The 15,149-nt window shown below is 45.6% G+C and carries 14 protein-coding genes; 11 read left to right on the forward strand and 3 right to left on the reverse strand.

The features are described 5' to 3' along the window. Positions 1 to 198: 198 nt before the first annotated feature. The 3 genes from NE619_RS17265 to NE619_RS17275 all read left to right on the forward strand — a co-directional run bounded on the left by NE619_RS17265 (position 199) and on the right by NE619_RS17275 (position 3,006). Complete coding sequence (locus NE619_RS17265; RefSeq protein ID WP_256133723.1) at positions 199 to 357, forward strand: hypothetical protein; 159 nt, start codon at positions 199 to 201, stop codon at positions 355 to 357. Between the two features lie 65 nt (positions 358 to 422). Continuing rightward, positions 423 to 1,997 carry a recombinase family protein gene (locus NE619_RS17270; RefSeq protein ID WP_256133724.1) on the forward strand — a complete coding sequence of 525 codons (1,575 nt, stop codon included), beginning with the start codon at positions 423 to 425 and terminating at the stop codon, positions 1,995 to 1,997. A gap of 109 nt (positions 1,998 to 2,106) precedes the next feature. Then, positions 2,107 to 3,006, forward strand: a complete 900-nt coding sequence (locus tag NE619_RS17275; protein ID WP_256133725.1) for a hypothetical protein — start codon at positions 2,107 to 2,109, stop codon at positions 3,004 to 3,006. Positions 3,007 to 3,268: 262 nt separating this feature from the next. Here the strand turns inward: NE619_RS17275 and NE619_RS17280 are convergent, their stop codons facing one another. Beyond that, complete coding sequence (locus NE619_RS17280; protein ID WP_256133726.1) at positions 3,269 to 4,072, reverse strand: hypothetical protein; 804 nt, start codon at positions 4,070 to 4,072, stop codon at positions 3,269 to 3,271. Between the two features lie 631 nt (positions 4,073 to 4,703). Between NE619_RS17280 and NE619_RS17285 the strand changes: the two genes are divergently transcribed. Beyond that, on the forward strand, positions 4,704 to 6,086 hold the full coding sequence (locus NE619_RS17285; RefSeq protein ID WP_256133727.1) for a TrpB-like pyridoxal phosphate-dependent enzyme: 1,383 nt from the start codon (positions 4,704 to 4,706) through the stop codon (positions 6,084 to 6,086). 150 nt (positions 6,087 to 6,236) lie between these two features. Here the strand turns inward: NE619_RS17285 and NE619_RS17290 are convergent, their stop codons facing one another. Beyond that, the gene (locus NE619_RS17290) at positions 6,237 to 6,524 is read right to left on the reverse strand and encodes a helix-turn-helix transcriptional regulator (RefSeq protein ID WP_256133728.1); all 288 of its coding nucleotides are present in this window, start codon (positions 6,522 to 6,524) and stop codon (positions 6,237 to 6,239) included. Between the two features lie 156 nt (positions 6,525 to 6,680). Here NE619_RS17290 and NE619_RS17295 point away from each other — a divergent pair, with 156 nt between their 5' ends. The 7 genes from NE619_RS17295 to NE619_RS17325 all read left to right on the forward strand — a co-directional run bounded on the left by NE619_RS17295 (position 6,681) and on the right by NE619_RS17325 (position 14,057). Continuing rightward, on the forward strand, positions 6,681 to 6,848 hold the full coding sequence (locus tag NE619_RS17295; RefSeq protein WP_256133729.1) for a hypothetical protein: 168 nt from the start codon (positions 6,681 to 6,683) through the stop codon (positions 6,846 to 6,848). Between the two features lie 383 nt (positions 6,849 to 7,231). Further along, positions 7,232 to 8,365: an ethanolamine utilization protein EutH gene (locus tag NE619_RS17300; RefSeq protein ID WP_330640838.1), complete on the forward strand. Its 1,134-nt coding sequence runs from the start codon at positions 7,232 to 7,234 to the stop codon at positions 8,363 to 8,365. Positions 8,366 to 8,547: 182 nt separating this feature from the next. Beyond that, complete coding sequence (locus tag NE619_RS17305; RefSeq protein WP_256133730.1) at positions 8,548 to 10,305, forward strand: peptidoglycan D,D-transpeptidase FtsI family protein; 1,758 nt, start codon at positions 8,548 to 8,550, stop codon at positions 10,303 to 10,305. Positions 10,306 to 10,431: 126 nt separating this feature from the next. After that, entirely contained in the window at positions 10,432 to 10,758 is a 327-nt protein-coding gene (locus tag NE619_RS17310) for a PadR family transcriptional regulator (RefSeq protein WP_256133731.1), read from the forward strand. Further along, positions 10,748 to 11,371 carry a DUF2812 domain-containing protein gene (locus tag NE619_RS17315; protein ID WP_256133732.1) on the forward strand — a complete coding sequence of 208 codons (624 nt, stop codon included), beginning with the start codon at positions 10,748 to 10,750 and terminating at the stop codon, positions 11,369 to 11,371. The genes NE619_RS17310 and NE619_RS17315 overlap by 11 nt, the downstream gene beginning before the upstream one ends. A gap of 140 nt (positions 11,372 to 11,511) precedes the next feature. Next, positions 11,512 to 13,479, forward strand: coding sequence for an alkyl/aryl-sulfatase (locus NE619_RS17320; protein ID WP_256133733.1), 1,968 nt, complete (start codon positions 11,512 to 11,514; stop codon positions 13,477 to 13,479). A gap of 95 nt (positions 13,480 to 13,574) precedes the next feature. Then, entirely contained in the window at positions 13,575 to 14,057 is a 483-nt protein-coding gene (locus NE619_RS17325) for an FAD-dependent oxidoreductase (protein WP_330640840.1), read from the forward strand. Positions 14,058 to 14,503: 446 nt separating this feature from the next. Here the strand turns inward: NE619_RS17325 and NE619_RS17330 are convergent, their stop codons facing one another. Next, on the reverse strand, positions 14,504 to 14,836 hold the full coding sequence (locus tag NE619_RS17330; RefSeq protein ID WP_256133735.1) for a DUF3795 domain-containing protein: 333 nt from the start codon (positions 14,834 to 14,836) through the stop codon (positions 14,504 to 14,506). Positions 14,837 to 15,149: the final 313 nt, after the last annotated feature.

Consider the following 15,149-nt stretch of genomic DNA (forward strand, 5'->3'; position numbering starts at 1 on the left):
GATGGATACAGAGCCTGCGAAAAGCAGGAAGTGTATGGACATGGAGCGATAGATATGAATCATATTTGTGAATTGTACGCATGAATGATAATGAACAAAAAAGACATTCAACCGCATATGAATGTCTTTTTTGTTTTTTGATTTATTCATATTTTGCAATGGTGCTTAATACACTGGTATTGAATTAGGGGGGATATTATGCAAATGCAGGAACCATGTGAAAAAAGGGAGGAAGTATGCATCGCCAGCAATTTTAAAGAAGATGGCAGCGAACGGATGACTTCGCTTGAAAACAAATTGCTGCGGATACTTTGCAGGGAGCTAAGCAATGAACACGAGGAATACATAATTGTTTAGTGGGATGCCATGTTGTATGATATCATCATATGCATGGCACTTTACTTGAGAAGGTGAGGTGCAATATGAATAAAGTTGGAATTTATTCTAGACTTTCCAGCGAAGATAGGGACAAGTCTAGCCCGGAAGAAGATAGCAGAAGTATCCAAACACAAAAAACAATGCTGATCGAAGAGGCATTGAAGCGTAATTGGGAAGTATATAATATCTATTCGGATGATGACTTCTCAGGAACGGATGCGAATCGGCCTGGGTATCGTAAGCTTCTTGAAGATGCGGAAGGAGGTAAATTTGATATTATCCTATGTAAATCCCAGTCAAGATTTACAAGGGATATGGAACATGTTGAGAAATACATAAATGGAAAATTCAAAGAATGGAACATTCGATTTGTAAGTTTATTAGATAACAGTGATACAGCAGTACGAGGCAATCAAAAATCCCGTCAAATCAATGGACTGGTTAATCAATGGTATGTTGAAGATCTGTCTTATAACGTTCAACAGGCGTTTTTGGTTAGAAAACGCCAGGGAATGTTCATCGGCTCATATGCCTGCTATGGATATGTAAAAGACCCGAATGATTGCAACAAATTGATGATTGATCCCATAGCGGCAGAAGTGGTCAAAAAAATATTCAGACTATATTTGAATGGATATGGGAGCGATAAAATTGCTAAGGTATTAAATTCAGAACATATTCCTCCTCCTAGTGAGTATAAGAGAATGTTTGTTGACCCCAACTATATGATCAGACGGCGTAATCCAAACTACGACCCAGTTTGGCTTGGATCGGTAATTTCCAAAATGCTTCGTAACGAAATCTATATTGGAAATCTGTTGCAATTTAGGAGTAAAACGATTGATTTCAAAACGCACAAGCGTAAAGCACTGCCAGAGGACGAATGGATAAGATGTGAAAATACGCATGAAGCAATCATCAGCAAAGAAGACTTCGATAAAGTACAGGCGGCAAAAAAGACACGCAAACGACCGACTGCATCCGGAAAAAACAACATTTTTGCCGGGAAACTAAAGTGCGCAAATTGCGGCCGCTCTATGGTGGTATCACAGGTCAAAAAAAATCGTCGATATTACAGGTGTACTTCGACAAGAACGGCGTCAGCTTGTAAAGGCTCTTGCGCCGAGGAAGGCTACTTAATTGATCAGGTGCGAAGTGAACTGCGTAAATATGTTGAAGACTGTATTTCGCCAGAAGCAATGGCTGCAAGAGTTAAAAGGGTAGAAACGGCTGAAATTGAGATAAAGAGCAGAGAACTACAACTGGAAAAGAATGAAACGGCGATAAAAGAATTAACGCAAATCAGTACAAGATTGTATATGGATCGAGTGCAGGGTGTACTCACTGTAGAAGAATTCAAAGAACTCAATTCCGCCTACAAAGAAGAGAAAGAACGCCTAGCGCAAGAAAACCAGAGCCTGTCAGAGCAAATGCAGCAGATACAAGGGAGGATGAGCCTTGATGCGACGAAAGTAAACGAAACAATTCTAAAACAGGCTCGTGAAATTCTGGCTCTGGATAAGTTCGATCGAATAATGGCAGAAGAACTCATTGAAGAGATTTATGTTTCTTCTGTTGGGTGGGGGCAGAAACACCTTGAAATTCATTGGAAATTCTAAACGATTTTTTACCATTTATAACCAAAAGTATGGATCTAGGCGCACCGAGATGGTTCGAAGATGCATATACATTAATGGAGTATGGTTTTAAGAGATTGGAGGAATAACCATGACATATAAGGAAGAAATATGCGTCGACGCAGGATCGGAAAACTGTCCCTGCCTGCTGGCTGAATCAGGAGACTGTATAACCTGCAGCCGTTTGCAGGGCAAAGACTGCTGCGACTGCAACTGGCGCGGTGTCTGCATATATAACGAGTACATCCAAAACGGAAAGAAAATTAATAACCGCAGAGAAAGTAAGAAAACAAGGATTTTGAAAAAAATCTGGTACGGCGAGGATCTGGTGGTACTGGTGGTGGAGGTAAGCAAAGGCTTTGCCCTGAAAGCATCTATGCCCGGTTCCTATGTTTTTCTCAAACAATGCGATGAGAGCGACTGCTACAGTGTGCCCATATCCGTTATGCGGGCGGAACCGGAAAAAGGGCAGTTGCATCTTGCGGTAAAGGTGATGGCGGGAAAGACCAAGGCTCTGGCGGAAGCGACCGATGAGATTGAGATCAGAGGCGTATACCGCAATGGCCTTTTAGGTGTTTCCCACCTTTTGACCAAGCAGCCGCAAAAGGTGCTCTGCATTACGAAGGGCATTGGTTTTGCTCCTGCGGCCAACTATAACCAGTGGGCCTTTGGTAAGGACACCGTGGACATGATCATTGATTTGGATAAGATCAATCAGGAGCTGGTCAATGACTATCTGGTGGATTATCCGGTAAGCAGCATCCGTTACGCGGAGTTAATCCCTGAGTTTGTGTGCCCGGAAGAGTATGACATAATTATGATTCTGGCATCGGACTATTTCGTGGAATCCATCGCAGTGCCGGAGAAAAAGCGAGTGGTCAGCAATAATTTCCATATGTGCTGCGGCGAAGGCATCTGCGGAGCCTGTACAATGGTGGACGATCAGGGGAAAAGCCATAAAATGTGCAAATGCCAGTTCTATGAATTTTAAAGAATCGGGGCGCGGCCGACCGCGCCCTGTTATAAAACTCAAAATTTTTTCTGGATTTATATGAAAAATGCAGCTTTGCGGCCCTGATTGCTGCGGGATACTTATATTTGGCGAAAATATCCCGGACAAGCTGGCGAAAACGTTGAAAAAAGATATAAAATCAGCAAGTAAGAGGCAATTTTATAACACAGATAATGAAGCCGGCAAAATGGTGTCAATGAAGCCAGCAAAACGATACTAATGAAGCCGGCAAAACAAGTGTTCAGGAAAAATATTTACGGATGCAGGTGTTGATGTGAGCAAAGGTGAGCGGATGCGAGCCTGACTCCCAAGTAAAGATAAGGTTATTCCCCGGATGATACCCGTGATCCATATAAATCTGCAGCTTGGACATCGTATCGCAAGCATAGTCTGAGTGATCCATCATGCCAAAATGTTCCCAATATACAAGCCGTCTGCAAACCGGATGCAGGACACAGAAATCCGGATAGAAGGTGTGGCTCCCAAGGGAAAGAGCCGGTTCATAGCGAAAGGCAAGATGGTGGCGTTCCAGCTGTGTGGCGATCATGGACTCTGCCTTTGAGCGCGTTAAAAGCCCTCCCTCAGATTGATACTTTAAATTCTCAGGGAAATAAGGGTTGGATTGATATGACTGGGAAGCCCAGGCTGCAGGGTCTAAATCCCCGGACAGAAGCAAGCCGGAAAAATCGAAATCATTATAGGCGGCCGGGAGAATTTCCTGCACAGAAATCGGATCGTAAAGCTGCAAATTTTTTAAAGCTTTTTCAAGGTATTTTAAGTTTTTTTCCAGGATGGGAAGCAATTTCTGAATATACCGCCTTTCTTTCAGCTGCCGGATTAAGGCACGACTGTCGGCAGCATACGGAGGGATTGGAATCTGTTCAACCTTTCCTTTGCCCGACAGAATCCGGTAATAGCAGTCCCTGCGAAGCGCAAGACTGCCTTGAGGTAATTGTTTTAAGCGATTTTCCAGCCGTAAAGCCAATTTTTCTTGTCTCAGGTATTCCTGCTTCAGATCCTGCCGAAGCCGCAGCTGTTGATACATAATATCTCCTAATCGTTAAAATGTAATTTATTTACATTTTAATAAAAATATGTATAACTGTCAAGACATAAATAAAATCCGCATAAGTCCTGCGGACTATATAATTGTGTAAAAGCTACAAGATTTACAATAAAAACAGTTGACACAGCACAAATAACCCCTTATAATAAACACCATAATAAAACTGAATTTGAAACCGATGATTGAGACTAGTAAGTTTGGATCAGGACTTCACAGAGAATCGCAGATGGTGAGAATGCGATAAGGACAGCCAGACCGAATGGACTTATGAGGGTAGGACGAAAGGCACGGAAAGCCGCGCCGAGTAGCACCTGACGGGAGCTCCGCCTGTTACAAAGGGAGCGCGTATCAACAGCTGTACGCGGAGATCAGGAGCAGATTTGTAATCTGTTCTCAGGGTGGCATAGCAAAAGCAGCGCTTTTGTCCCATAGCAGGGATAAGAGCGTTTTTTTTATAATATAGGAAATATCGAATGCGTGGCATTTCCTATATTTCAAAAAAATCTACAATATGAAAGTGAGCGCCACGCGCGAATAACTCACCGAAGATGATTTTTTTATTACAGACACCTGGCCTCAATCAATCAGGGAATTTGAAAGGAGAACAAAAATGACAAAGAAGATACCGCACAGATTATATCTAACAGAGGACCAGATGCCGAAACAATGGTACAACCTGAGGGCTGACATGAAAGAGCAGCATGACCCGATGATCAATCCGGCAACCGGAAAACCGGCCAAAGCAGAAGACTTATATCCCGTATTCTGCGAAGAGCTGGCAAAGCAGGAGCTGGACAATACCACCAGATATTTCGATATCCCGCAGGAAGTGCTGGATATTTATAAAATCTACAGACCGTCGCCTCTGTGCAGGGCCTTTAACCTGGAAAAGGCCCTGGACACCCCGGCGAAGATCTATTATAAATTTGAAGGAAATAACACCTCCGGCAGCCATAAGCTCAATTCCGCCGTTGCCCAGGCCTACTACGCAAAGCAGCAGGGACTTAAGGGCGTAACCACAGAGACCGGAGCGGGCCAGTGGGGCACGGCGCTCTCAGAGGCATGCTCTTACTTCGGACTGGATCTGGAGGTATACATGGTTAAAGTATCCTTTACCCAGAAACCTTTCAGAAAGAGTATCATGGAAACCTTTGGCGGAAATGTTTTCGCTTCACCTTCCGATCGCACGGAAGCGGGGAGGAAGATTCTCGCAGAAGATCCGGATAACAGCGGAAGTCTGGGCTGCGCCATCTCCGAAGCCGTTGAAAGAGCGGTCACCAGCGACGGCTACCGCTATGTTTTGGGCTCCGTACTCAATCAGGTGCTGCTTCACCAGTCCATCATCGGTCTGGAAGCAGAGCAGGCCATGGCAGTACTGGACGAATATCCGGACATCGTCATCGGCTGCGCGGGCGGCGGCTCCAACCTGGGAGGACTGATCGCACCGTTTATGCGGGATAAAATTACGGGTAAAAAAGATCCAAGGATCGTGGCCGTAGAACCGGCATCCTGCCCATCCTTTACCCGCGGCGTCTATAAATACGATTTCTGCGATACCGGAAAAATTACGCCGATGGCAAAGATGTACACGCTGGGATGCACCTTCAAGCCTTCCGCCAACCATGCGGGCGGCCTGAGATACCACGGAATGTCTCCGATCCTGTCAAAGCTCTATCACGACAAATATATGGAAGCCGTTGCTGTGGAACAGACAAAGGTATTCGACGCCGCCGTGCAGTTCGCCAAGCTGGAAACAATTCTGCCGGCGCCGGAATCCGCCCATGCGATCCGCTGCGCCATTGACGAAGCCGTAAAGTGCAGAGAAACCGGAGAAGAAAAAACGATTCTCTTCGGACTGACCGGAACGGGATATTTCGATATGACTGCCTATGCCGCATATAATGAAGGGAAAATGGCTGACCATATCCCTACGGATGAAGAGCTGAGGCCTGCTATTGAGGCAATCCCAACCATTCCGGGAATACAGGAATAAAACGGGGACTAACGAAGCAAAATAAAATAAGATCAAACTGGAAACACGGATAATCGGAAGCAGGCTGCCATGCAAATAAAACGCAGACCTTTTGGTTTCCGTGTTTTCGTATACCAGGCATAGAAAAAGATATGGGAGATTGGAACAAAGTCAGCCGGCTCCACCGATGTTGTTTTTGCCGCGGGCTTTGCGGGTATTCTTAAAAATCGCTCCTTTCGCGTCACGGAAATGACGCTTTTGCGATGATAAGCCCAGAAGATAGTCAATCGATACATTGTAGTATTCTGCCAGTTGAACAGCCGCCCATAAAGGAAGTTCTCTGTCTCCCTTTTCGTATCTCCGATAGACTTCACGCTGACAATGCAAGAGGTCGGCAATCTGCTGCTGTGTCAGGTCGTGATCAATGCGGAGGTCCGCTATTCGGTTATTAATTCTCATAAAATCACCTCTTGCTAATGTTACCAAATGGTGGCATAATCATAATTAATATACCACCATGCGGTTGCATATCTTTTGCTCTGTAAGAAGAATATGGACTGTAAAGGCAACAATTTGTTCAAATGCAAAACAAAATGGAAAAAAGAGGAGAACTATATGACAGTGCAGGAATTTGAAGAGAGAATTTTTGATGTGATTAATGAATCCGACGAGATATGTATCAGTGATCTGAGAATCTTTGACAAGAAAGGCGGATTGGCTGTGACAGTCGCTGATGGGAGCAGATTTGTAGTGAAATGTTTTTCCGTGGAGCAGAGAGTATAAAAGAACCAAAGGTTTTAGATAAAGAGCCTTTTCAAAGCGCAAGGAAGTTTAATCCCTGCGCTTTTTTTGTGTCGAAAGAAACGGATTCTTCCTTTGAACAGCGATATGATATTAATTTAACAAAAAGTGGACAAGCAGCAGAAACGTTGAAAATTGCAGGTTTGTGATGGAGTTGTGAATTATCTGAAATATTGAATAGCAAATTAGTTAATGTAATGATGAATAAGCAAACAAATTAGTTATAAATACAGCAAAACAATTACATCCAAATAGCAAATAAATCGTTGAATGTTTAACAATATTAGGTGTAGAATAGAGCTGTAAGAAAAAAGAAACGAGAAAAAGGAAAGGAAGAAAATACGCGGATAAAGCGTGGTGAAATTGTGGATCATTTAAGTTTTAATCAAATCGTTGTGGATATTATGGTACTCTTTATGGTGCTGGGAGGGTTTGATAAAATAACCAAGAAAAAATTTAAGCTGGGACTTGCGGATGAATTTGAAGAAGGTTTTCACGCCCTGGGAGCGCTGTCGCTTTCCATGCTGGGAATACTGGCCTTTGCTCCGGTTCTGACAAAGATCCTGCTGACGGTATTGGGGCCGGTTTATGAGTTTCTTGGGGCTGATCCGGCAATGATGGCAGGTTCTTTCCTGGGAATGGATATGGGAGCGTATTCCATCGCTCACGAAATGGCCGCTACCGAAGACGTGGCGAACTTCTCCGGCCTGATTTTAGGCGGAATGATGGGCAACACGATCGTGTTTATCATACCGGTGGCCATTAGTATTTTGAAAAAAGAAGACTACCCGTTTATGGCACAGGGTATCCTGTACGGAGTGACGACGATTCCGGTAGGATGTATTGCCGGAGGGCTGGCTGCGGGATATGAGCTGTCCATGATTCTGCGGAATCTGCTGCCAATCATCCTGTTTGCAGGTTTGATTGTTCTGGGACTGAAGCTGGTGCCTGAGAAAATGATTAAAGGTTTCCGCATCTTTGGTGATCTGGTGGTTGCGATCATTACCGCGGCACTGGTCTGCTCCATCGTGGAGTCGCTGACCGGACTGACGATTATTCCGGGAATGGCTCCGCTGACAGAGGGCTTTGAAGTCGTGGGCAATATTGCGATTATGCTGGCAGGCGCTTTCCCGATGGTATACGTTATTACCAAAAAGCTGAGCGGCCCGCTGCAGAAATTAGGATCCAAAATCGGCATCAACGATACGGCTGCCGGCGGTCTTGTGGCCAGCATGGCTAACAATATCCCTATGTGCGGCATGATGAAGGATATGAACGTAAGGGGCAAGATTCTCAACGCCGCGTTCATGGTGAGCGGAACCTTCATTATCGGCGACGACCTGGCATTTGCTGCCAGCGTCAACAGAGAGATGATCCTTCCGGTAATCGTAGGTAAAGGCGTTGCCGGAGTTACAGCGGTCGCTGTTGCCTGGTTTGCCACCAGAAAGCTGGAGGAAAAGGCTGAGCAGGAAAATAAAGAGGTAAAAGCCGCGGCATAAATTAATATAGTTATTGAAAAATACAAGGGCGGCGTATACGGACAGCGAAGAAATTGTCTGTGTACGCCGCCCTTTATAAAATATTAAGAATTTTACGGAATATTCCGAGAGCAGACCCCTTTATCCTATGGCTGATTTGTGTTATTGTTTATAAATAAGCAGCACGAAAAGGGGTAGAAATCATGGCAAAACCTACGAGTCTAAGCAAAAAAAGAAGCATCTATATGTTCGGCATTCTGGCTGCGCTGATAGTCGGGCTGTGCCTGCGAACCGGCTATATTCAGGTTGTGAAGGGTGAAACCTATACGGCTATGGCAGAACAGCAGCAGACGAGAAATAAGGTGGTGAGTGCGGCAAGAGGGAGCATTTCCGACCGCAACGGAGACGTTATGGCTGTCAGCGCCACCACCTATGTAATTTGGGCCAGACCCGCCAACATAGACAAAAAAGCACAAAACGCAACGGCTAAAGAGCTGGCTAAGATACTGGGCCTGGATAAAAAGGAGGTAAAGAAAAAGCTCCGGCAGGAGTCGGTGCTGGTGAAAATCGCCAAAGATCTGGACGAAAAGACGATGGAAAAGGTAAAGAAGGCCGAACTCAAGGGCATTGAAATTACCAAAGGAAAGACAAGATATTACCCGATGAAAACGCTGGCCGCACAGGTCATTGGAAACGTTTCCAGTGACGGTGACGGTCTTGCGGGCCTGGAACTGCAATACAACGATGAACTTAACGGTATTGCCGGCAGACAAGTGGAAAAGACGGACCCGGCGGGGCGGACGCTTTCATATGGAACCAATGATACCTATCAGGCAGAGGACGGTCTCAATGTGGTATCCACATTGGACGCGGTTGTTCAGAGCCATGCGGAAAAGGCCATCAAAAATGGGAAAAAGACCACAAAGGCCGATAAGATCACCTGTTTGATGATGAATCCCAAGACCGGGGAAATATTGGCCTCTGCCACAACTGAGACCTATGACCCCAATAATGCCAGGGTGCCGCTTTCAGAAAGCGAAGCGCAAAAGGTTGAAAAAATGTCCGCAAAAGAAAAAGCGGAATATCTGAATAAAATGTGGAGAAACCCCCTGGTCAGCGATACCTATGAACCCGGATCGACCTTCAAGCTGCTGACCCTATCGGCAACCCTCGAAGAAAAGACCAGTAAGCTGAAAGAGCATTTTCATTGCTCCGGCAGTTATAATGTGAGCGGAAAGGTCCTTAAATGCTGGAAATATCCGGAGGCTCACGGCGATGAAACCTTAAAACAGGCAGTGGGAAACTCCTGCAACCCGGTGTTCATCCAGCTGGGAAAACGGCTGGGAATCGATACGTTTTACAGATATTTGGATCTGTTCGGGATAACTGAGAAAACAGGTGTCGATTATCCGGGCGAGGCCCAGGCACAGATTCAGGATAAGAGCAAGCTGACATCGGTGGATTTCGCCACCATGTCCTATGGGCAGGGTATTTCCGTCACGCCGATCCAGCTATTGACAGCGGTCAGCGCTATTGGAAACGACGGTGTTCTGGTACGTCCCCACCTGGTCAGCAAGCTCACCGACTCCGACGGCAAAACGGTTAAGTCCTGCGGAACCGAAGTGGTAAGACAGGCTATTTCCAAGGAGACCGCCGATGAAGTCAAAGAGGCCATGGAGTACGTAGTGGAAGAAAGCGGCGGAACCGCAGCAAAGGTGAAGGGATATAAGATGGGCGGCAAAACGGGGACCGCCCAGAATGAGTCTAAAGGTCTGGCCTCTAAAACGTACTACGCGTCTTTTGTAGGGCTGGCTCCAATCGACGACCCGCAGGTGGCGATCCTGGTGGTGGTTGACAACCCAAAGGGAAAAGTCCATGGCAGCGAAGCAGCGGCGCCGATTGTCAAAGAAATCATGGAAAAGACCTTGCCATACCTGAATACACGACCGGAAAACAAATAAAAAAGAAGAAGCAGAGAAAAGCACTTTGCCTTGACTTATACATCGCACTTCGATATAATACGTGTATCGGAGTGCGATGTATTGCAGTGCAATGGATGCCTGTATGAATTTAAAAACGGAGGCCCTATGGAAGAGAGGATCAAACGGATCTATATTCCTATGACAGAGAGCGGATTCTACATTCTGTTCTGTTTACAGGAGGAAATGCACGGGTATAGCATTGGAAAGAAGGTAAAGGAACTGACGGGAGGCGCAGTCGTCCTCAGTCCCGGAACCATGTACGGCAGCCTGTCCAAAATGGAAAAGGACGGACTGATCCGCTTTATCCGTGAAGAGGAAAAAAGAAAGCTTTACCTGATAACCGATCTGGGAAAACAGATTTTAGAGCTTGAAATCAAACGCATTGAGCGGCTTTATAAAAACAGCAGAGGAGAGGTGTACGATGAAAAATAAAGAGAAACGAGAATGTCATATCTTCCTGTTAACCGACTATGAAAAAGAAGAGCAATTTCTCAGAGAACGGCACAATCAGGGATACAGGCTGACCAGAGTCGGAATGCCGTTCTTCTACTATTTTGAAGAATGCGAGCCGGAGGATGTGGTATACCGGCTGGATTTCAACCCGCAGGAAGCTTCGGAAAAGGAGGGCTACCTGCAGCTGTACGCGGACTACGGATGGGAATACCTGCAGGAGCTGAACGGATTCAGCTATTTCAGAAAAAAGGCCGCCAATGCGGAGGAAAGCGAACTGGAGATCTTTTGTGACAACGAATCAAAGCTGGAAATGTTAAAGCGTATTTTCATGAAGAGAATGCTGCTGTTGATGGCAATTTTCCTGTGTGCGGGAGTCGCGCAGATTCCTTCGATTATCAATGGAGTGCATGATAATGCGGCGGGTATAATGCTGATCGTGCTCTGGACCATACTTGTTGTTGTTTATGGCGTAACCTTTGTACATTGCGGAATTGGCTTTTACCGACTGAAGAAAAAGTATTCACAGGGAACTGACGGGAATGTAGAAAAGCTCACCGGTGAAAATAACCGGCTGGATAATGAAGATCGTTAAAACGGCGGCCGCACTGCCTCAAAGCGGCCTGCGAGTATAATTACATCTAACCACCCCCCACCCGTTTGGGTGGTTACTTTTTTTGCCGAAAAAGTTAAAATGAAAGCATAGATTATTGATATATAAACCAGGAGGATTTTATGAAAAAGCGGAGAATTTTTTGCGCGGCCGCAGTTGTAGCGGTTCTAAGTTTATCGGGGTGCGGCGGCCAGGGTGATCTGGACAGCTCCGCAAAAGGGGCCACAGAGCTCACCAAAGAGGCCAATGAAAAAGTATATACGATGCTGGACTTTAAGGATGAACAGGAAAAAAAGTATGCTGAGAAAGGTCTGATCGCAGCACCGGAGGAGCTGGTGCTGAAAGACGAAAGCGGCAAAATCGTCTGGAGTCAGAAGGCGTATGATTTTCTTGAGAACAAAGAAGCGCCGGCCACGGTAAACCCGAGCCTGTGGCGCAACACACAGAACAACCATCTCTACGGACTCTTTGAGGTGACTGAGGGGATCTATCAGGTGAGAGGCTACGACATGACCAATATCACTTTTATCAAGGGAAATACAGGGTGGATCGTTTTCGATCCGCTCATGAGCACGGAATGTTCCAAAGCAGCTATGCAGCTGGTGGACAAAGAACTGGGTAAACGGCCGGTCAAAGCCATTGTAATGAGCCACCCTCATGTGGACCATTATGGCGGAATCAAGGGAATTGTCACAGAAAAGGAAGTGAAGGAAAAAAATATTCCGATTATTGTACCAGAGGGATTTGAAGAACACGCGGTCAGCGAAAATGTCTATGCGGGCAATGCCATGGGACGCAGAGCAGGCTATCAGTATGGGACCATTCTTGATAAGGGCGAAACCGGAGCCATGTCTATCGGGATCGGTATGGGCCAGTCCACAGGGACGGTTTCCTATATCTCCCCCAATGATGAGATTAAAAAGACCGGCGAAACCCGTACGATTGATGGGATAAAGATGGAATTTCAGATGACGCCGGGTACCGAAGCGCCGGCAGAGATGAACACCTGGTTTGCAGATAAAAAGGCACTGTGGATGGCGGAAAACTGTACCGGGACGCTGCATAATCTGTATACGCTCAGAGGCGCGCAGGTACGGGACGGAAACGCCTGGGCCGGATATATCATGGAAGCCGCAGGCAGGTATGGAAAGGATGTAAAAGTGGTTTTTCAGGCCCATAACTGGCCGCACTGGGGTAATCAGGAAATTAACACATATATGAAAAACACAGCATCCATGTATAAATTTATCAACGATCAGACACTCATGTACATCAACCAGGGTTACACCTCGGACGAGATTTCCAATATGATTAAGCTGCCAAAGGATCTGGAAAAGAACTGGTATACACGCCAATATTACGGGACGGTGGCTCACGATTCCAAAGCCGTTTATCAGCGGTATATGGGGTGGTACGATGCTAATCCGGTGAATCTGAATCCGCTTTCACCCAGCGACAGCGCACAGAAGTATGTAGAGTATATGGGCGATACGGATGAAATTCTGAAAAAAGCAAAAGCGGACTTTGACAAGGGAGAATATCAGTGGGTGGCTGAGATCACCAATGTGCTGGTCTTTGCCGATCCGGAAAATAAGGACGCCCGCTACCTATGTGCCGACGCCATGGAGCAGCTGGCTTATCAGGCCGAATCCGGTACCTGGCGCAACGCTTATCTTTCAGGAGCTAAAGAGCTGCGGCAGGGAACAACCAGCGATATGAGCCTGAAGGCTAACAGCAGCGCGGACCTGAAAAAATCCATGACTACAGAGATGATGATGGATTACATGGGTATCCTGCTGGATTCCAACAAAGCACAGGATCTGAACCTGAAGATTAACCTGAGCTTTACGGATGGGGACCCGTATCTTTTGACCGTGAATTCCGGTGTACTGTTGTACCAGAAAGGAGTACAGGACACAAAGGCAGACGCCACCTTAACCATGCCCAAGGCAGGAATGGCAGCGATTTTGACCGGGGATAAAGATGCACAGAAAAAGAGCGTCAAAATAGAAGGAGATCAGGATGTGCTCAAAAAACTGACAGAGCATATGACAAGCTTTGACTACTTCTTTAATATCGTTGAACCTTAAAAATCGGAATTTGGCGCATATCGACAAAGCCGCGCTAAAGTGAATAACCAAAATCCCCCAATGCGCATATACTAAAGCGATTGGGGGTATTTAATTTGTATAAAGTAGTAGTAATCGGAGGCGGCTGGTCCGGCTGCGCGGCTGCTGTGTCAGCCAGAAAGGCCGGAGCGGAAGTAACCCTCCTGGAAAAGACCGACATGCTGCTGGGTCTCGGCAACGTAGGCGGAATCATGCGGAACAACGGCAGGTTTACTGCGGCGGAAGAAAACATAGCTCTGGGAGCTCATGAGCTCTTTGACATCACGGACCGCTGTGCACGTCACGTCAACGTGGATTTCCCGGGACACAAGCATGCCAGCCTTTACGATGTGATAAAAGTAGAGCCGCAGGTGAGAAGGCTGCTGAAAGATATGGGCGTGGACATACGGCTTATGAGCCGGGCCATTGATGTGGAAAAACGTCAGGAGGATCCGGTGATCGTGGATCGGATTATTCTGGCCGGCGGCGAGATTATTGAAGGGGATGTGTTTGTGGAAACGACCGGCTCTACCGAGCCGTGCCGGCAGGCAACCAAATAAAAAAATAGCTGGGACAAACGTTGAAAATACGGGATGCATGTTGGAGACTACAGGCACCGGGGGAGCCGTGTTAGCAGGCAACGAAAGTAAAATATATATGAAAATCATAACTTTTGAAACGTTATATTAATAGTTTAAATCCACAGTTTCATGTAACTATTTTTGTGATTTAAGAGCTCAACAATGTTGTGTATATAATATTGTTAGTTCTAGTTATAATGTATAGAAAGAAAAACTATCGTTGAATTTTTGGGACAGAGTGAGATTGAAAAAATAGCACGAACAATGAAATAAACCCCAAAAAAAGTTAGACTTTTATCAGAGGAAGAAATGAGATTTTGTGCTCTGCTTGCCGCTATTAAAAACGGCTAAAGCGGAAGTAAGTATTATATCAAGAAGGTGCATTAAATTAGCCCGACTAACTGGGATTTGTCAAACTATGTAGTTTATTCCTTGAGATTTTTCAGGGCAGCGGGATTGTTTGAGATAATCATACCAACAGTCTGACATTTTTCCAGGTCTGGACAATCGCCGCATGTAGGCATGCCTTTTTTCAGTGCACACTGACGAATAGCGCAGAGATTATCGCAGTATACAGTTTTAACCCCATCAACACGACAACCTTTACAGTTGATATGCTCAGGCAGAATAGGGGCATTATTTAACTCAGCCCATAGTTTTGCAGTTTTCTCACGCAACGCTTGGTCGTCATTAATTGTTGCAAGATATGCGTCGCATTTTTCACAGTCCAGTCCGCAGTACGCAATCATGTCCTTCATGGTTATGTCCCTCCTAAAAACAGAATTTGTCGAGTACACTTTTTTCATCTTTTATCTAAGGCGAACAAACATAGAACTAGCTTTTTCATTCTAATATTAATGCATAGAAATGTCAATCAACACATCCTGTTTCACTTTTTTATGCTGTATGTCCTGATTTCAAGAACCGCATGGTCAAGCCAGTTTGGCTTTTCCTTGTAGTTAAAATACAAATAAAATCGAGATCATAGAAATACATGCTTAAAAAATATAGCCCCGTTTACATAGCTGTTTCCAACCAAGGAAGCAGCTATCATATATTTTTTGGAAAGGA

Source organism: Anaerovorax odorimutans, assembly GCF_024459955.1.
In the GTDB taxonomy this organism is placed as follows: Bacteria; Bacillota; Clostridia; order Peptostreptococcales; family Anaerovoracaceae; genus Hominibacterium; species Hominibacterium odorimutans_A.